Genomic DNA, 17,787 nt, shown 5'->3' with positions numbered 1-17,787 from the left:
GTACGCACGTCCCTTCGCCCCCGTCCCAGGACCGGAACCCGAGGGAAAGGAGGGACCACTGATGTGCGGCCTCTGCGGGGAGATCCGGTTCGACGGCGGGCAGCCGGACATCGCGGCGCTGGAGCGCATGACCGACCGCCTGGCGCCGCGCGGCCCCGACGGACGCGGCCTGTGGTCCCAGGGGCCCGTGGCCCTCGGACACCGCCGGCTGAAGATCATCGACCTGTCGGACAGCGGCGCCCAGCCCATGACCGACCCGCGTGCCCGTCTCGCCGGGGTCTTCAACGGCTGCGTGTACAACTACCGCGAGCTGCGGGACGAACTGCACGCGCTCGGCCACCGCTTCTTCTCGCAGTCCGACACCGAGGTGGTGCTCAAGGCCTACCTGCAGTGGGGCACCGACTGCGTCGAGCGCTTCCACGGCATGTTCGCCTTCGTGGTCGTCGAGCAGGACACCGGGCGTGTCGTCCTGGCCCGCGACCGGCTGGGCGTCAAGCCGCTCTACCTGTCCGGCACGACCGAACGCCTGCGGTTCGCCTCCTCCCTGCCCGCGCTGCTCGCGGCCGGTGGCGTCGACACCTCGCTGGATCCCGTCGCACTGCACCAGTACCTCAGCTGGCACGCCACCGTCGCCGCGCCCCACACCGTCCTCAAGGGCGTGCGCAAGCTGCCCCCGGCCACGGTGCGGGTCGTCGAGCCCGACGGCACCCACCGTGATCACCGCTACTGGCATCCCGTCCACACCCGCCGCCCCGAGCACGCCGGCCTCGACGCCGACGACTGGACCGACACCGTGCTGGACGCCCTGCGCACCGCCGTACGCCGCCGCATGGTCGCCGACGTGCCGGTCGGAGTGCTGCTCTCGGGCGGTCTGGACTCCAGCCTGATCGTGGCCCTGCTGGCCGGCGAGGGCCAGCAGGACCTCGCGACCTTCAGCGTCGGCTTCGAGTCCGAGGGCGACGAGGAGGGCGACGAGTTCCCCTACTCCGACCTCGTGGCCCGGCACTTCGACACCCGCCACCACCAGCTGATGGTCCCCTCCGACCGGGTCGCCGGCGCCCTGGACGGGGCCGTCCGGGCCATGAGCGAGCCCATGATGAGCCATGACGTGGTGGCCTTCCACCTGCTGTCCGAGCAGGTGGCCAAGGAGGTCAAGGTCGTGCAGAGCGGCCAGGGCGCCGACGAGGTGTTCGCCGGGTACGACTGGTACGCGCGGATGGCGGACGTGCCGCGCCCGCGCGCCGCCGAGGCGTACATCGACACCTACTTCGACCGCTCGCACGCCGACCTCGCGGCCATGGTCCACCCCGACCTGCTGCCCGGCCGTGACGTCTCCGCCGAATTCGTGCGCGCGCACATGGCGGCCCAGGGCGCCGAGACGGCGCTCGACGCCGATCTCCGCCTCGACACGCTCGTGATGATGGTCGACGACCCGGTCAAGCGGGTCGACAACATGACGATGGACTGGGGCCTGGAGGCCAGGGTGCCGTTCCTCGACCACGAACTGGTCGAGCTGGCCGCGGCCTGCCCGCCCGGGCTGAAGCTCGCGGACGGCGGCAAGGGCGTCCTGAAGGCCGCCGGCCGCAAGGTCCTGCCGCGCCGGGTCGTCGACCGGCCCAAGGGCTATTTCCCCGTCCCGGCGATCAGGCACATGGCCGGGCCCGTCCTCCAGCGGGTCCGCGAGACCCTCACCGCTCCCGAGGCCAGGGCCCGCGGCGTCTTCCGCGAGGAGTACGTCGCCGAACTGCTCGCCGCACCCAACGCGCACCGGACCAGGCGAGGGGCGAACACGCTGTGGCAGATCGCGCTGCTGGAGACATGGCTGCAGACGCACGGGATCCGCTGACGCCCATGGAGACGCGCACCGACGCCACCACGCGGGCGCTTCCCGCACCCGCGCCCGGCCCGCTCGCCGACACCTCGACGCCGTACGACGTACCGCCCCCGGCCGTCCACGGCTGCTGGTACCCCTCGGCCGACCCCGGCGGCGGGCACGTCGCCTTCATCTGCGACCGGGCCGGGGTGCCACAGCTGTGGACCGCCCCCGTGGCCGGCGAGGAGGTGCGCCGGCTCGACGCCGACCCGAACCCGGTCGCGGAGGTGTCCTGGTCCCCGGACGGGCGCTGGATCGCCTACACCGTGGCGCCGGACGGAGGCGAGCTCACCAGCGTCCTGTGCGTACGCCCCGACGGCACCGGACGGCGCCTGCTGGCCGGCGGCGAACCGGGCACCTCCGCACGCCTGGGCTGCTGGCAGCACGACGGCTCGGCGGTCGCGGTGACCGTCACCGATTCCGCCCCGCCCGGGCGGCCCTTCGCCGCCCGCCCCGGGGCGGACGGCGTCTCCCGCCCCGCCCGGGCGGGCCGCGACGGGCGTGCCGTGCTGCTGGAACCCGGCGCACCGCGGCCCGGGCCCACCACGGGGGCCGTCGACGGTGACCGGACGACGTCCGCCGGGGAACCGGAACCGAGGGCCCTCTCCGCCTATCTCGTCGATCCCGAGGGCATGAGCGCCCCCGTGTTGCTGGCGAGCGAACGCGGCGCGGCCAACCAGCGCGTGTGCGACCTCAGCCGGGACGGCAGGCTCGCCCTGGTGTACCGGGGCCCCCGCGGACGCCGCGAGGCCCTCGTCGTCCGCACCGGCGACCGCGTGGTGACCTGCGCGCTGCCGGTCGCCGACGGCGACCCGTGGATCGGCGGCTTCTCACCGGACGCCGGCACCGTGTGGCTGCGCAGCGACGGCGACCGCGAACACGCCGCCCTCGTCGCCGCGCACCTCGATCCGCGGGGACACCTGCTCGGCACCACGGTGGCCGCCCAGCGCCCCGACTGCGGCCTGGAGCTGCTCGCCCTGGGGCGCGACGGACGCAGCGCGATGCTGGCGTGGAACGTGCGCGGAGTCAGCGAACTGGAGGTGACCGAGCTGACCGCCGCCCGGTCGCCCGGCCTCCCGGCCGGCGTCCCGTCGTCCCGGTCCGCCTCCGCCGGTGCCGCACGGGCCGTCGGGCTGCCCCACGAGGTGGTCACGCGCATCGAGCCCACCGCCGACCCCGACGTCCCCGTCGTCGCGCTGTCCGGATCCCGGCGCCATCCCGGAGTGTGGTGGCTGCCGCACGGACTGCCCCTGCGCACCCCGTGGTCCTCGCGCGACGAGGACGCGTTCCCCGAAGGCCGCACGCCGGCGCGCCCGATGCCCATGAGCCCCGTGGCCCGCGACGGCCTGGTCCTGGGCGGCTGGTACTACCGTGCCCCGGGCCGCTCGCCCGGCGAACCGGCACCGTGCGTCCTGCACCTGCACGGCGGACCGGAGGAACAGGAACGCCCGGTGCTCGACCCGCTCTACCTCGAACTGCTCGGCAGGGGACTGGACGTCTTCGCGCCCGACGTCCGCGGCTCCTCCGGTCACGGCCGCTCCTTCGTCGACGCCGACCTGGGCACGGGGCGCTTCGACGCGATCAACGACGTCGCGGACTGCGCGGCGCACGTGATGGTGCGGGGCCTCGCGGATCCCCGGCGGATGGCCGTGATGGGCCGGTCGTACGGCGGCTACCTGGTGATGGCGTCCCTGGTGTGGCACCCGGACCTGTTCCGCACCGGCGTGGCGGTCTGCGGCATGTCGGACCTCACCACCTTCTTCGCCGGGACCGAGCCCTGGATCGCGCAGTCCGCCGCCCACAAGTACGGCCACCCGGAACACGACCGGGAACTGCTGCGCGCGCTGTCGCCGATGAGCCGGATCGACGCCCTGCGGGTCCCGGTCCTCGCCGTGCACGGCGAGCACGACACCAACGTGCCTCCGGGGGAGTCCGAGCAGTTCGTCCGGGCCGCCAGGGAGCGCGGACTGGAGGCGGAACGCCTCCTGCTGCGCCACGAGGGCCACGACTTCCGCCGCTCCGACAACCGGCGCCTGTTCCGCCGGACCGCCGCCGACTGGCTGGAACGGCACCTGGCGGGCTGAGATGTCGGAGGCACCTGTCACACTTCGGTGGCGTGCGGGAGAGCGATGCGGGTAGTCGCGCGGTGTGATCGGTGAGTGAGGGCGGACCGGATGGAACCAGTTCCAGTCGACGAGGGGGACACGGTGCCAGGGGCGCCACGGCTGCGGGCTTCGTACGCCCTGGACGACGACGGCGCCTGGATAGCCCAGGCACGCCACCTCGCCGCCGCGTTCCTGACCCGGGCACGGGCGGAGGACGGCCTGGCGGTGTCGGCCCGCGTGGTGGAGATCACCCAGCTCGTGGTCAGCGAGCTGGTCACCAACGCCCGCAAGTACGCCCCGGGTCCCGTCGGCCTCGACCTGCGGGTGGCCGGCGACGCCGTCGAGGTGGTCGTCCGGGACGGCAACCCCGCGCCGCCGGTGGCCCGGGACGCGGACCCCGGCCGGGTGGGCCAGCACGGACTGGAGATCGTGATGGCCGTCGCCCAGGCCCTGGACGTACGGCAGGAGCCGGCCGGCAAGAGCATCACGGCCCGCATCTCGCTGCTCGCCTGAGCCCGCCGGGCCCGCGGCCCACTCGCCGTTCCCGGCCGAGGACGGCTGTTCCGTCCGGACGACCTCGCCGTCCGCCGTGCACCGCGCGCCCCGGCGTCCGGCGGACCGCACGACGGGGAACGGTCCGCGTCCGCCCTCGTGCGGGGTGGCCGCCCGCCCGGTGCGGTCGCGGACGAGCCGTACCCGGACAGGCGCGAACTCGCCGGTACACCGCTGCCCGGCCCGCTGTCCGAAGGCGGCGGCACAACCGGAACAATGGGGTCGCCGGTGCGGTTCTCACCGATGAACGCCGCAGGACACGTGGGAGAAGGGCGAGACGAAGATGACGACGAACGAGGAGAGGGCGCTGCTCGCGGGCGGCTGCTTCTGGGGCATGCAGGAGCTGATCCGCACCTTCCCGGGTGTGCTGGCCACTCGGGTGGGCTACAGCGGCGGTGACGTGCCGAACGCGACGTACCGCGACCACGGCACCCACGCCGAGTCGATCGAGATCACCTACGACCCCGCCGTCACCGACTACCGCACGATCCTGGAGTACTTCTTCCAGATCCACGACCCGAGCACGAAGAACCGGCAGGGCAACGACATCGGGACGAGCTACCGCTCCGCCATCTTCTACGTCGACGACGAGCAGAAGCGCGTCGCCGAGGAGACGATCGCCGATGTGAACGCCTCGGGGCTGTGGCCGGGCGCCGTGGTGACCGAGGTCGTGCCGGCCGGCCCCTTCTGGGAGGCCGAGCCGGAGCACCAGGACTACCTCCAGCGCTACCCGGACGGCTACACCTGCCACTTCCCGCGGCCCGGCTGGCGGCTGCCGAAGCGCGCGGAGGCCTGACCGGACGCCCGTCCCGGCCCGTCGTGGGCCGGGGCGGGCGCGGCCGGGCCGGTAGTCGCCGGCGGGCTGCCGGTTGATGACGTTGACGTGGTTGTAGGCGTTGATGACGGCGATCAGCGAGACCAGGGCGACGAGCCGGTCCTCGTCGTAGTGCTCGGCGGCGTTCGCCCAGGCCTCGTCGCCGACGCCGCCGGCCGCGTCGGCGAGCCGGGTGCCCTGCTCCGTCGGCTCCAGCGCGGCGCGCTCCGCCCCGGTGAAGACCGTGGCCTCCCGCCAGGCGGCGACCAGGCCGCGGCGGCGTCCTTGGTGTGCATGTCGGTGCAGAAGCCGCAGCCGTTGATCCGGCCGGCGCGGATCTTCACCAGTTCCTGGGTGGCGCCCGGCAGCCCGGAGTCCGCCACCGCCCTGCCCGCCGAGTCGATGTGCTTCAGCCCCCTGGCCGCGAGGGGGCTGGTGAAGAAGTCGAGGCGCGCTTCCACGATGATCTCCCCGGTCGTCTCCCGTGGTGACACGGCACTGACGGACGGGCTCCGCCTCGTGCGACCGGAACAGGAGTGTGACCTGCGTCTCACCGTCGGGTGACACCGGGCAGCACGCCGTTCTCGGGGTGCCGGACGACCGATAACCTGGCCGGATGAACGGGGAGCGGAGCGTCGGTGAGTGAGCGTCGGGAACGCGACTGGACGGACATGACGCCCGGGGACTTCGACCTCGACGCCCCGCTGTGCCTCAACGTGGGAACCGGCCCCGTCGTGGTGCCGGCCGAGCCGGACGAGTGCGGCACGGCGCCGCTGTTCGGGGAGGAGGCCCCGGTGCGGGGCCCCGGCCCGCGCCGTACCCCGCGCAGGACCGCCCCCGACGGGCAGGGGCGGCTGTTCTGAATCCGGCGCGGGGCACTGTCACGCCCAGGGGAACCGCGTGACCTTGGACGGGACGGTGTCGGTCCCCGAGGTGGGCGCGCCCGTGTCGTTGACGACGCGTGCGTGAGGGCATGCCGGAGGACTGGACACGGCCCCGCGACCGCTTAGTTCAGGATTTGATTTAAGTAGTGAGACATCGCGCGGGCAGGCCTTCGGACATGAATGGGTGAGCGGGTGCCCGTCGGCGGGGTGGCGCGCCGGACCGAATCCGCATGCCTTGACCGTCGGGCCGGGGGTACGCGGGCGGGGCGGTCGGATCCGGTGGGGGAGGGCGGAGGGGGAAGTGCGGGTGTGCCGAGGTGCGGAGCGCGGTGCTCCGGGGCGGGGATCTCACCCCAACGGCGGGTGTCCGCTGCGAGGGCGTGCCCGCCGTGAGACGTTGGCGACGCCCGATGCCCTTCCCGGGTGCTTTGTCCCCTCGGGCCGCCCGCAGTCGGCAACTGAACGCACGGCCACCCTGTCCGTGGCCGGTCTGAAGCGGAGGAGTGTCACCCCATGAGCGAGGCCAACCCCGTCAAGCGGGCAGCGAAGAAGATCACCGATAAGCTGCAGGACGACGGATCGGCCCCGGCCGACGGCATTCCCGGACGGCCGGGCTCCCAGCCGCCGTCCGTGGCCGAGCCGACCGAGCCCCGCGATCCGCTGCCGCCGAAGCCGGACCAGAGCGGCCCGGCCACCGTGTCGCCCACCGGCCAGCCCACCGGCGCCGACCAGGCCAGGGTGGCGCAGTCCGGGAGCTATCTGACCAACGCGCAGGGCACCCGGCTGTACGACACCGACCACTCGCTCAAGGCGGGTCCGCGCGGCCCCGTACTGCTCCAGGACCACCATCTGCGCGAGAAGATCATGCACTTCGACCACGAGCGCATCCCGGAGCGCGTGGTCCACGCCCGCGGCGCGGGCGCGCACGGGGTCTTCCAGAGCTACGGCACGGCGGCCTCCGTGACCAAGGCGGGGTTCCTCGCCGCGGACGTCGAGACGCCGGTGTTCGTACGGTTCTCCACCGTGGTCGGCTCACGCGGGTCCGCCGACACCGTGCGCGACACCCGCGGTTTCGCCACGAAGTTCTACACCAGCGAGGGCGTCTTCGACCTGGTCGGCAACAACATCCCGGTCTTCTTCATCCAGGACGCCATCAAGTTCCCCGACGTCATCCACGCCGCGAAGCCGCACCCGGACCGGGAGATCCCACAGGCGCAGAGCGCGCACGACACCTTCTGGGACTTCGTCTCCCTGCACACCGAGGCGACCCACCACACCCTCTTCTTCATGGGCGACCGCGGCATCCCGCGCTCCTTCCGGATGATGGAGGGCTTCGGCGTCCACACCTTCCGGCTGGTCAACGCGGAGGGTGCCACGACACTGGTGAAGTTCCACTGGAAGCCCAAGCTGGGCGTGCACTCCCTGGTGTGGGACGAGGCGCAGACGATCAACGGCGTCGACCCGGACTTCCACCGCCGGGACCTCGCCGACGCCATCGAGGCGGGCGCCCACCCGCAGTGGGAGCTGGGCATCCAGACCTTCCCCGACACCCCGGAGCAGACCTTCGAGGGCATCGACCTGCTGGACCCGACGAACATCGTGCCCGAGGAGCTCGCCCCGGTGCAGCCGGTCGGCCTGATGACCCTCAACCGGAACCCGTCCAACTTCTTCGCCGAGACGGAGCAGGTCGCCTTCCACGTCGGTCACCTCGTGCCCGGTATCGACGTCACCGACGACCCGCTGCTCGCGGGACGGCTGTTCTCGTACCTGGACACCCAGATCACGCGCCTGGGCGGCCCCAACTTCCCGCAGCTGCCGATCAACCGCCCCCACGCCCCGGTCAACGACATGCTGCGCGACGGCATGCACCAGACCGCCGTGCACCGCGGCGTGGCCCCCTACCGGCCCAACTCCCTCGACGGCGGCTGCCCGTTCACCGCGGGCGCGGACACGGGCGCGTTCATCGAGGCGCCGGTGACCGTCCCGGAGGGGCGGAAGGTGCGCGAGGCGCCGGAGTCGTTCGCGGACCACTTCAGCCAGCCCCGCCGGTTCTGGCTGAGCATGAGCCCGGTGGAGCGCGAGCACATCATCGGCGCGTACACCTTCGAGCTGGGCAAGTGCTACGAAGAGGCCATCAGGGTGCGGACCCTCCAGGTCCTGGCCAACATCGACCCCGAACTGTGCGCCGGTGTCGCCGAGGGCCTCGGCCTGCCCGCGCCCGAGCCCACCGTCCCGCTCGCCGACGTCGAACCGAGCCCGGCCCTCTCCCAGATCGGAGGGACCTGGCCGGTGGACGGCCGTGTCATCGGCATCGTCGCCGGCCCGGACGGCGACCTCGAAGGCGTCCACGCGGTGCGCGACGCGGTGCTCGAGGCGGGCATGGTCCCGCTGGTCGTGGCGCCGACCGGCGGCACGCTCGGCCCGGACGACTCGGCCCTGACGGTCCAGCGCAGCTACGTCACCGCGCGTTCCGTCGAGTTCGACGCCGTACTGCTGGCCGGGGTGCCGGCCATGGGCGACGACACGGTCGGCGTGCGCGACGGCAAGGGCGCGGCCTCCGCCGCACAGCGGACGGCGGTCGACCCGCGGATCGGGCTGCTGCTGACCGAGGCGTTCCGGCACGGCAAGGCGATCGGCGCGTGGGCGGGCGGCGAAGCCGCCCTCGAAGCGTCCGGCGTCCCCACCGACGCCCCCGGCATCGTGGTCGCCGACTCCGGCCCCACCGTCCTCGGCCAGGTCCGCGAGCTGCTGGCCTCACACCGGGTCTGGGAACGCTTCACGACCCGCGCCTGACACCCGGCTACGACGGGAACACCCCCGTCGACCCGGTCCGAAAGCGCACCGACGCCGCAGGCCGTGCCCACCCTCCCCCACGTGCGGCTTCGCTCGAGCGGGGGACCCCCATCGCCCTGCGGAACGACTGCCCACGGCGGGGCGGCTGTCCACGGTGGGGCGGCTGTCCACGGTGGGGCGGCTGTCCACGGCGGGGCGGCTGTCCACGGTGGGGCGGCTGTCCACGGCGGGAGGACTGCCCGCGGTGGACCGACCGCTCACGGCGGGAGGACTGCCCGCGGTGGGAGGACTGCCCGCGGTGGACAGCCGCCCACGGCGGGCCGACCGCTCACGGCGGTCGCGGCCGGACCTTGGGGCGCCGGTGCTGCAGGCCGTGCCCCCCTTCCCCGCTCGCGCGGGGGAGGGGGCTCCCGCCGGCCCGCGGGACGGCTGCCCGCGGCGGGCGTGGCCGGGCGTCGGCGCTTCCACGGTCCGCCCGGCGGTGGGGGCCGGCCCCGTCGCCGTACAGTGGGGAGGACGGCCCTCACCTGCCGGGTTCCGTGGAAACCGGTCGGCGGGCGTTCCGTACCGTCTCCGCACCCGGGAAGCCGACCCGTACATGCGCCACCATCCGTCCCCGCCCCCCGGCTCCCAGGAGCCGCTCTTCGGTATCGACGAGCTGCCGGCACCGGCGGCCGGGCCGGCGCCGTCCGTTTCCGCCTTCCGGGACTCCGCGCAGGCGCGCCGGCTTCTCGCGATCCGGGAGATCCACGCCGAACCGGCCGCCGCCGCCTCGCCCCGCGGGCGGCAGATCCTCGCCCGGTTCCCCGGGGCCCGGCTGATCGAGACGGACTCCCACTGGCGCATCCCCGAGCTGCACGGCAACGAGGGCAGCGCCGGCCGCTGGATGCGGATCAAGCGCGAGACCCTCGTCCTGGGCGTGAAGAAGACGCTCACCACCCGCCCCAACGGCCGCTCCGCCGACTGGATCGCCCCCGGCCCGTCCAACGGCTGCGCCCTGTCCTGCGTGTACTGCTACGTCCCCCGCCGCAAGGGCTTCGCCAACCCGATCACCCTCTTCACCAACATCGACCGGATCATCGCCCACCTCGGCCGCCACGTCGCCGCCCAGGGCCCCAAACCGGAGCCCAACCAGTGCGACCCCGAGGCATGGGTGTACGACATCGGGGAGAACGGCGACTGCTCCGTCGACGCCCTCGTCTGCGACAACACCGCCGACCTGGTGCGCGCCTTCCGCGACTGGCCCACCGCGAAGGCGTCCTTCGCGACCAAGTTCGTCAACCCCGACCTGCTGGAGCTCGACCCGCGCGGCCGCACCCGTATCCGGTTCTCGGTGATGCCGGCCGACGACTCGCGCCTGCTGGACCTGCGCACCAGCCCGGTCGACCAACGGATCGCCGCCGCCGCGGACTTCCTCGACGCCGGTTACGAGGTGCACTTCAACCTCTCACCCGTCGTCGTCCGCCCCGGCTGGCAGGACGCCTGGACCGGGCTGCTGCGGCACATGGACGACGTACTGCCCGAGCGCGTGAAGCGGCAGGCCCGCGCCGAAGTCATCATGCTCACCCACAACGCGGACCTGCACGAGGTCAACCTCCGCTGGCATCCGCGCGGCGAGGACGTGCTGTGGCAGCCCGCCGCGCAGGAGACCAAACGCTCCCAGAACGGCGCCCTCAACCTCCGCTACCGCGCCGACATCAAGCGCCGCGCCCTCGCGGACCTGCGTGAACTGGCCACCCGGCACACACCCTGGCTCGATATCCGCTACGCCTTCTGACGGACCGGCACCAACCCGTTCCGGCTTTCTCCCAGGTCACCCCCTGATAACGGGAATTAAGGGTAGGCTAACCTTGCCTTGTGATTCCTGCTGAAGAGGCGGCCCTGAGCCCGCGCGGCCATCAACTGTCGGCCACCGACGTGACCGTGGCGTACGACGGCACCGACGTCGTGCACGACGCGGCGCTGACCCTGCGGCCCGGCGAAGTGACCGCCCTGGTGGGTCCGAACGGCAGCGGCAAGTCGACCCTGCTGCGCACCGTCGCCCGGCTGCAACGGCCGCGGAGCGCCACGCTCACGATCGACGCCGGCATCGACGCGCTGGCCCTGGGCCCCCGGGAGTTCTCCCGCCGCGTCGCCCTGCTGCTCCAGGGACGCCCCACCCCCAGCGGTCTCAGCGTGCGGGACGTCGTCGAGTTCGGCCGCTACCCGCACCGCGGCCGATGGGGCGGCACGGACCCCGGCGGCCGCGCCGCCGTGGACCGCGCCCTCGCCCTCACCGGCGTCGCCGAACTCGCCGACCGCGGAGCCGAACACCTCTCCGGAGGACAGCTCCAGCGCGTGTGGCTGGCCGGCTGTCTCGCCCAGGAGACCGGCGTCCTCCTCCTCGACGAACCGACCACCTACCTCGACCTGCGCTACCAGGTCGAACTCCTCGACCTCATGCGCGACCTGGCCGACGAACACGGCATCGCCGTCGGTGTCGTCCTGCACGACCTCGACCAGGCGGCGGCCGTCGCCGACCGGATCGTGCTCCTCGCGGCCGGACGCGTCGTCGCCGAGGGCCCGCCCGAGGACGTCCTCACCCCGGAGCGCCTGACCGAGGTCTACGGCATCCGGATCGAGGTCGACACCGACCCCCTCACCGGCCGGCTGCGCACCCGCGCCCTCGGCCGTCACCACACCCGAAGCGAAAGGCTCGGCACCACCTCATGAGACGCCTCCTGCTCACCGCGCCCCTGGCCACCGCCGCCACCCTCCTGCTGGCGGCCTGCGGCACCACCGAACCCGCCGCCGACGACGCCGGCGCCAAGGAGTCCGCGCAGGCCATCACCCTCACCGACGCCACCGGCGCGAAGGTGGAACTCGACGGCCCCGCCAAGAAGGTCGTCGGCACCGAGTGGAACGTCGTCGAGCACCTGGTCTCCCTCGGCGTCGACCCGGTGGGCGTCGCCGACGTCAAGGGCTACAAGACCTGGGACGCCGCCGTCCCGCTCAAGAACGAGCCCACGGACATCGGCACCCGCGGCGAGCCCAGCATGGACACCATCGCCTCGCTCAAGCCGGACCTGATCGTCGCCACCACCGACCTGCAGCCCGACGTCGTCGAGCAGTTGCGCAAGGTCGCCCCGGTCCTGGGGGTGAAGTCCGCCGACGCCGCCGACCCGATCGGGCAGATGCTGAAGAGCGTCGACCTCATCGCCGAGGCCACCGGCACCACCGAGCGCGCGGCCACGCTGAAGAAGGACTTCGACGCCAAGCTCGCCGAGGGGCAGAAGGCCCTCGCCGACGCCGGCCTGGACGGCGCGGAGATCGCCTTCGCCGACGGCTACGTCGCCTCCAACCAGGTCTCCCTGCGCCCCTACACCTCCGGTTCGCTGATCGGCGCCGTCAACGAGCGGCTCGGACTGAAGAACGCCTGGAAGCAGAAGGGCGACGAGGCCTACGGCCTGGCCGCCACCGACGTCGAGGGACTGACCGACCTGGGCAAGGTGCACTTCGCCTACATCGGCAACGACGGCGACGCCGCCAGCGACCCCTTCGGCAAGGAGCTCGCCGACAACTCGGTGTGGAAGTCCCTGCCGTTCGTGAAGTCCGGTGACGTCCACCGGCTGGACGACGGCATCTGGATGTTCGGCGGCACCGGCTCGATGGAGGCGTACGCCGACTCCCTCGTCGCCTCGCTGACGAAGTAGCGCGATGGCCGTCACCGCCACCACTCCCACCGCCCGTCCGGCGACGGTGTCGTCCCGGACCGGCGCGGCCGCGGTGACGACCGCGCTCGTGCTCCTGGTCGCGGCCCTCGCCGTCGTCGACATCACCCAGGGCACCGCCGCGGTCGGCCCGGCCGAGGTCCTCAAGGCCCTCACCGGACGGGCCGACCCGGCCGACGCGTCCGTCGTCATCGCCTCACGGCTGCCCCGCATGACCGCCGGGCTCCTCGTGGGCGCGGCCCTCGGCATGGCCGGCGTCGCCCTGCAGGCCGTCAGCCGCAACGTCCTGGCCTCCCCGGACACCCTCGCCGTCAACGCGGGCTCCTACTTCGCCCTCGGCATCGCCGCCGTCACCGGCGTGTCCCTGCCGCTGCTCGCCTCCTCGGGCATCGCCTTCGCCGGCGGGCTCGCGGCGGCGGCCGTCGTCCTCGGACTGTCGGGGCTCGGCGCCGGCACCGTACGGCTGGTGCTCGCCGGTACCGCGCTCGCCCTCGGGCTCACCGCCGTCACCGAGGGGCTGCTCCTGCTGTTCCCGCAGCAGACCGAGGGCCTCTACCAGTGGAACCAGGGCAACATCGGCCAGAACGGCTTCGACGGTGTCCTGCAGATGCTGCCCGTCGCCGTCGCCGGACTCGCCGGCCTGCTGCTCATCGCCCGCCGGGTCGACGCCCTCGCCCTCGGCGACGACGCGGCCCGCGGACTCGGCGTCCCGGTGCGGGCCACCCGCGTCACGGCCGTCGTCCTGGCGACCCTGCTCTCCGCTGCGGCCGTCACCCTGGCCGGCCCGATCGGCTTCGTCGGCCTGTGCGCCCCGGCCCTCGCCCGCCCGCTCGCCCGCCGGGTCCGGGGGCTGCGGCGGCTGCGGGCGGGCGTGCCGGTCGCGGGCCTCGTCGGCGCCGCGCTGGTACTCGGGGCGGACGTGCTGCTGCGGACGTTCGTCGACGCGGACACCGCGGTCGCCGTCCCCACCGGCGTGGTCACCAGCCTCGTCGGTGCGACGTTCCTGGTGGTGATGGCGGCCCGGCTCCGCGACACCGCCGGCGCCGCCGCGCCGGACAAGCTCCGCATCCGCAGCCGCGCCGTCTTCCTCACCACGCTCACCGTGCTGACGGTCGTCCTGGTCGGCGTCGCCGTCGCCGCCGTCCTGCTGGGCGACAGCAAGCTGCTGCTGGGCGACGTGGTCAACTGGGCGCAGGGCAGGGCGGGCAGGACCGTCTCCTTCGTGCTGGACACCCGTATGCCCCGGGTGTCCGCCGCGCTCCTCGCCGGGGCGGCGCTCGCGCTGGCCGGAACCCTGGTGCAGGCCGTCACCCGCAACCCGCTGGCGGAACCCGCCGTCCTGGGCGTCTCCGGCGGTGGCGCGCTCGGCGCGGTGATCCTCGTGACGACGGTCCCCGTCGTCGGGGGGTGGGGCGTCGCCGGGGCGGCCTTCGCGGGATCCGCGGTCACCGCGGTCGTCGTGTTCGGCCTCGCCGCGCGCGGGGGCTACCAGCAGAACCGGCTGGTGCTCGTCGGCATCGGTGCCGCGACCGCGACGACGGCCCTGATCAGCCTGCTGATCGTGCTCACCGACCCGTTCAACGCGACCAAGGCCCTCACCTGGCTGTCGGGCTCCACGTACGGCCGGACCATGCCCGACGTCCTCCCCCTCGCGGCCGTCCTCGCCGTCGGCGTCGCGGTGGCCGGCGTACGGCACCGGGAACTCGACCTGGTCTCCCTCGACGAGGACACCCCCCGGCTGCTCGGACTCGACCTGGGGCGTGGAAGGCTGGGCTTCCTCGTGCTGAGCGTGCTGCTCAGCGCCACCGCCGTCGCCGCCGCGGGCACCATCGGCTTCGTCGGCCTGGTCGCCCCGCACGCGGCACGCGCCCTCGTCGGACGGCGGCACACCCGCGTCCTGCCGGTCGCGCTGCTCCTCGGCGCCGTACTGGTGTGCACGGCCGACCTGTTGGGCCGCACCGTGATCGCCCCCGCCCAGCTGGGCGCCGGCCTGATGACGGCCGTGATCGGAACGCCGTACTTCCTGTACGTGCTGGTGCGCAGCCGCCGGTAGTCCGCGCGGACCGGCGGCCCGCCGCCGGACGGCCGGCGGCGGCGGGCCCGGACCCGGTGAACGGTGGCCGAAGCCGTGGCGGGCGCAGACGGCCGAGAACGGGCAGCCGGAGGGACGGCCGGGGGAGGAGGAGCCACGGCGCCGGGGCGCGCGCTCAGCTCCGCGCGGTACCCGGCGGCCGGTACGTCCACTCCCGGTCCGCGTCGGTGATCGGCCGCAGTACGCGGGCCGGGGTCCCGGCGACGACGGTCATCGGCGGCACATCGGCGGTCACCACACTGCCCGCGCCGACGACCGAGCCCCGCCCGACGGTCACCCCGGGCAGGATCACCGCGCCGGCCCCGACCCACACGTCGTCCTCGATGCGCACCGGCGCCGAGAACTGGCTGCCGTCCCGGCGCAGTTCGGGGTGGACGGGATGGCCGGTGGTGCTGATGGTGACATGGGGTGCGAACATCACGCGGTCGCCGACGAAGACCTCGACGTCGTCGACCAGGGTGAGGCCGAAGTTGACGTACACGTCGTCGCCGAGGTGCACATGACGGCCGTAGGCGACGTGCAACGGCGGTTCGATCCACACGCCCCGGCCCACCGAGCCGAGCAGTTCGCCCAGCAGGGCGCGGCGGGCCTCCTCGTCGCGCGGTCCGGTGCCGTTGTACTCGGCGGCGAGTTCCTTGCCGCGCAGCCGCTGTTCCTCGAGCGGTCCGAGGCCGGGCGCCGAGTCGGTGTACAGCTCGTGGGCCGCCATGCGGCGGCGCACCTCGCGCTCGGCGTCGTCGTGTGCCACTGGTTCTCCATGGGGGTCGTGGAAGCGGTCCGGCCGCACCACCGGGCGGTGGTGCGGCCGGATGCGGGCGGATCGGTCAGTCCGTGACGTCCGTGACCGTCCAGCGCTGGTTGGAACCGGAGTTGGGCTGCCACGTCGTGACCGCCGCACCCTCGTGCGTGGCCTGTCCGCCGACCTCCAGGAGGCGCCCGGTGGCCGCGTTGACCAGGGTCCAGGTGCCGTCGCCCGTGGACGACAGGATCCACTCGGCGGCCGGGTCGCGCTTTCCGGTGTCGGGCTCGGCCACCGGCACGTCGTCCCGTACGGTCAGCCGCTCGCCGTCCACCGGGTTGGTGAACTCGTAGCGCTCCCGCACGCCGTCGTCGGGGCGCACCGCGCTCAACCGCCACCGCTGGGAGACCGAGTCGTCACCGGTGCCGATGACGAGGTGCGTGCCGTCGTCCGCGACGGTGACCGCCTTGCCGCTCTGCACACCGGTCAGGGTGTAGGTGTGGCCCTTGCGCAGCAGCGGGGCGTCCTTCGCGACGCCGGAGACGCCCTTGACCTCGAAGGACGTCACCGACTGGGCGGGCACGGCGAAGGTGGCCGCGCGGTCGGTGACCTTGACGGCCCGGTGCCGCTCCAGCTTGCCGTCGGCGCTGGTCACCACAGGGGTGACGGTCGCGTCGCGGCTGACGGTGCGGAACTTGGACAGGTCGAGGGTGACGTTGCGGGCCTCGGTGGTGCTGTTGACGTGGACGAGTGAGGCGCCCTTGCCGTTCTTCGTCACCGCCGCCGCGCTGGAGGTGTCGTCCACCTTGATCAGCCGGTCGCCCGGCTTGATGAAGTGGGTGAAGTTGCGGGCGGTGTCGAACTTGGTGTTCGTGTGGATGGGGCAGGTCTCGAGGGTGTCCTCGGAGGTGCAGCTGAAGGGGAGCTGGATCTCGCCCCAGTTGCCGCCCTTGGCGGACTCGCCGCCGGGCTTCATGTTGTCGTGGTCCTCGACGGGCTGCCAGAACACCCAGGCGCGCGGTTCCAGTTCACGCAGGTCGTCGACGATGCGCTGGGCGAGGCCGAGACCGGGACGCATGTCCGTGAAGCTCTGTCCGTCGCCCCAGTCGCCCTCGACCTCGCTCATCCACAGCCGCTTGTCCTCGGCCTTGGCGATGTCGCGCACGGTGGTGCGCTGACCGGTGCCGTAGGTGTGGACGTTCATCTGGCCGACGAGGTCACGCGTCTCGGGCGAGTAGGTGTTCCAGTTCTGCGCGAAGATCGACGGGTTGGTCTCGTCCATGGCGGAGATCTCCGCCTTGGTCTTCGCCTTCTTCAGCGCCGGGGCGAGCGCGTGGAGCACCTTCTCCTGGAGTCCGGGGCCGATGTGGGCGCCTTCCTGGCGTCCGCCGACGGGTTCGCCGTCCGCGCCGAGGCGGGTGCTCCAGTAGTTGGTGTTCGGCTCGTTGAAGGGGTCGACGGTGTCGACCTCGATGCCGTGCGCCTTCTCCAGCCGCTTGGTGGCGCCCGCCAGGTAGGCGGCGAAGTCGTCGACCGACTCGGTCTTCAGCTGGTCGGCGGTGGCGTCGAACCCGCCGGACACATAGCCGCTGACCGTCATGAACCAGGGCGGGGAGTTGCTGAAGGTCTCCCAGTGGGTGATGTCCTTCTTGATGCGGTCCACCCACCAGCGCTGGGTGGCGTCGGCGTTCTCGTTCCAGTCGGCGGGGTCCTCGGCGTCCCACCAGCCGGTGTCCTCGCGGGTGGTGCCCGCGGGCGCCTTCCACCAGCCCTCGACCGCGCCGCCGGCGCGCAGGTAGTCCTTCACGTCGGGGGCGTTGCCGCCGCCGACGTTGTAGCGGGCGATGTTCAGGGCGAGACCGTCGTCGCCGAACAGGAGCCGTGCGAGCTTCTCGCGGATCTCCGGCGGGTAGTCGCCGGTGGCGTTGGCGAACCAGACGAGGCTGGTGCCCCAGCCCTCGAACTCCTCCTGCTGGTAGGAGGGGTCGGGCCGGACGGTGACGGAGGGGATGTCCGCTGCCTGGGCGGCGGCGGACGTCGGCCCGGGGATCAGGGCGGCCCCGGTGGCCAGGGCTGCGGTGAGCCCGGCGGCCGTGAGGAGCCGTCTGTTGCGGGTGCGGCGTGCCATCGGTGTGCTCCCAACGGTGAGGTGTGGTCGCGCTTCGGTGGACCTCCGGCCGCGGTCGCTGCCGGCGGGAGGGGACGGCCCCCGGAACGGGTGCGTG

At 73.3% G+C, this 17,787-nt stretch carries 12 protein-coding genes and 1 pseudogene; 10 read left to right on the top strand and 3 right to left on the bottom strand.

Annotated features, from left to right (window positions below; translation table 11 throughout):
• Window positions 1–61: 61 nt before the first annotated feature.
• The 4 genes from ACIA6T_RS06810 to msrA all read left to right on the top strand — a co-directional run bounded on the left by ACIA6T_RS06810 (window position 62) and on the right by msrA (window position 5,326).
• The gene (locus tag ACIA6T_RS06810) at window positions 62–1,846 is read left to right on the top strand and encodes an N-acetylglutaminylglutamine amidotransferase (protein WP_399445480.1); all 1,785 of its coding nucleotides are present in this window, start codon (window positions 62–64) and stop codon (window positions 1,844–1,846) included.
• Window positions 1,819–3,957, top strand: coding sequence for a S9 family peptidase (locus ACIA6T_RS06805; RefSeq protein ID WP_399445479.1), 2,139 nt, complete (start codon window positions 1,819–1,821; stop codon window positions 3,955–3,957). The genes ACIA6T_RS06810 and ACIA6T_RS06805 overlap by 28 nt, the downstream gene beginning before the upstream one ends.
• Before the next feature lie 90 nt (window positions 3,958–4,047).
• Window positions 4,048–4,491, top strand: coding sequence for an ATP-binding protein (locus ACIA6T_RS06800; protein ID WP_399445478.1), 444 nt, complete (start codon window positions 4,048–4,050; stop codon window positions 4,489–4,491).
• A gap of 322 nt (window positions 4,492–4,813) precedes the next feature.
• Window positions 4,814–5,326, top strand: a complete 513-nt coding sequence (gene msrA / locus ACIA6T_RS06795; protein WP_399445476.1) for a peptide-methionine (S)-S-oxide reductase MsrA — start codon at window positions 4,814–4,816, stop codon at window positions 5,324–5,326.
• Window positions 5,327–5,365: 39 nt separating this feature from the next.
• Here the strand turns inward: msrA and ACIA6T_RS06790 are convergent.
• Window positions 5,366–5,805 (bottom strand): annotated as a pseudogene (locus tag ACIA6T_RS06790) (carboxymuconolactone decarboxylase family protein); the annotation flags it as partial.
• 177 nt (window positions 5,806–5,982) lie between these two features.
• Here ACIA6T_RS06790 and ACIA6T_RS06785 point away from each other — a divergent pair.
• From ACIA6T_RS06785 to ACIA6T_RS06760, 6 genes are all read left to right on the top strand, one after another.
• The gene (locus tag ACIA6T_RS06785; protein WP_399445475.1) at window positions 5,983–6,207 is read left to right on the top strand and encodes a hypothetical protein; all 225 of its coding nucleotides are present in this window, start codon (window positions 5,983–5,985) and stop codon (window positions 6,205–6,207) included.
• A gap of 534 nt (window positions 6,208–6,741) precedes the next feature.
• Window positions 6,742–9,021 carry a catalase gene (locus tag ACIA6T_RS06780; protein WP_399445474.1) on the top strand — a complete coding sequence of 760 codons (2,280 nt, stop codon included), beginning with the start codon at window positions 6,742–6,744 and terminating at the stop codon, window positions 9,019–9,021.
• A gap of 598 nt (window positions 9,022–9,619) precedes the next feature.
• Window positions 9,620–10,798, top strand: a complete 1,179-nt coding sequence (locus ACIA6T_RS06775) for a spore photoproduct lyase family protein (RefSeq protein WP_399445473.1) — start codon at window positions 9,620–9,622, stop codon at window positions 10,796–10,798.
• A gap of 80 nt (window positions 10,799–10,878) precedes the next feature.
• Window positions 10,879–11,733 carry an ABC transporter ATP-binding protein gene (locus ACIA6T_RS06770; RefSeq protein WP_399445472.1) on the top strand — a complete coding sequence of 285 codons (855 nt, stop codon included), beginning with the start codon at window positions 10,879–10,881 and terminating at the stop codon, window positions 11,731–11,733.
• Entirely contained in the window at window positions 11,730–12,713 is a 984-nt protein-coding gene (locus tag ACIA6T_RS06765; protein ID WP_399445471.1) for an ABC transporter substrate-binding protein, read from the top strand. Before ACIA6T_RS06770 ends, ACIA6T_RS06765 begins: the two co-directional genes overlap by 4 nt.
• A gap of 4 nt (window positions 12,714–12,717) precedes the next feature.
• Window positions 12,718–14,784, top strand: coding sequence for an iron ABC transporter permease (locus tag ACIA6T_RS06760; protein WP_399445470.1), 2,067 nt, complete (start codon window positions 12,718–12,720; stop codon window positions 14,782–14,784).
• A 154-nt stretch (window positions 14,785–14,938) separates the two neighbouring features.
• Here the strand turns inward: ACIA6T_RS06760 and ACIA6T_RS06755 are convergent, their stop codons facing one another.
• Window positions 14,939–15,532: a sugar O-acetyltransferase gene (locus ACIA6T_RS06755; RefSeq protein WP_399445712.1), complete on the bottom strand. Its 594-nt coding sequence runs from the start codon at window positions 15,530–15,532 to the stop codon at window positions 14,939–14,941.
• Between the two features lie 115 nt (window positions 15,533–15,647).
• Window positions 15,648–17,690 carry an RICIN domain-containing protein gene (locus tag ACIA6T_RS06750; RefSeq protein ID WP_399445469.1) on the bottom strand — a complete coding sequence of 681 codons (2,043 nt, stop codon included), beginning with the start codon at window positions 17,688–17,690 and terminating at the stop codon, window positions 15,648–15,650.
• Window positions 17,691–17,787: the final 97 nt, after the last annotated feature.

The sequence above is a fragment of the Streptomyces sp. NPDC051740 genome (assembly GCF_044453165.1).
GTDB lineage: Bacteria > Actinomycetota > Actinomycetes > Streptomycetales > Streptomycetaceae > Streptomyces > Streptomyces atrovirens.
Note: the sequence above shows the minus strand (reverse complement) of the source record. Positions and strands in the feature narration are given on the sequence as shown.

What these genes read in the sequence shown, in the direction of transcription:
- ACIA6T_RS06810 (WP_399445480.1), top strand. Translation starts at nt 62, where the DNA reads ATGTGCGGCCTCTGCGGGGAGATCCGGTTCGACGGCGGGCAGCCGGAC.
- ACIA6T_RS06805 (WP_399445479.1), top strand. Translation starts at nt 1,819, where the DNA reads ATGGCTGCAGACGCACGGGATCCGCTGACGCCCATGGAGACGCGCACC.
- ACIA6T_RS06800 (WP_399445478.1), top strand. Translation starts at nt 4,048, where the DNA reads ATGGAACCAGTTCCAGTCGACGAGGGGGACACGGTGCCAGGGGCGCCA.
- msrA (WP_399445476.1), top strand. Translation starts at nt 4,814, where the DNA reads ATGACGACGAACGAGGAGAGGGCGCTGCTCGCGGGCGGCTGCTTCTGG.
- ACIA6T_RS06780 (WP_399445474.1), top strand. Translation starts at nt 6,742, where the DNA reads ATGAGCGAGGCCAACCCCGTCAAGCGGGCAGCGAAGAAGATCACCGAT.
- ACIA6T_RS06775 (WP_399445473.1), top strand. Translation starts at nt 9,620, where the DNA reads ATGCGCCACCATCCGTCCCCGCCCCCCGGCTCCCAGGAGCCGCTCTTC.
- ACIA6T_RS06765 (WP_399445471.1), top strand. Translation starts at nt 11,730, where the DNA reads ATGAGACGCCTCCTGCTCACCGCGCCCCTGGCCACCGCCGCCACCCTC.
- ACIA6T_RS06760 (WP_399445470.1), top strand. Translation starts at nt 12,718, where the DNA reads ATGGCCGTCACCGCCACCACTCCCACCGCCCGTCCGGCGACGGTGTCG.
- ACIA6T_RS06755 (WP_399445712.1), bottom strand. Translation starts at nt 15,532, where the DNA reads ATGGCGGCCCACGAGCTGTACACCGACTCGGCGCCCGGCCTCGGACCG.
- ACIA6T_RS06750 (WP_399445469.1), bottom strand. Translation starts at nt 17,690, where the DNA reads ATGGCACGCCGCACCCGCAACAGACGGCTCCTCACGGCCGCCGGGCTC.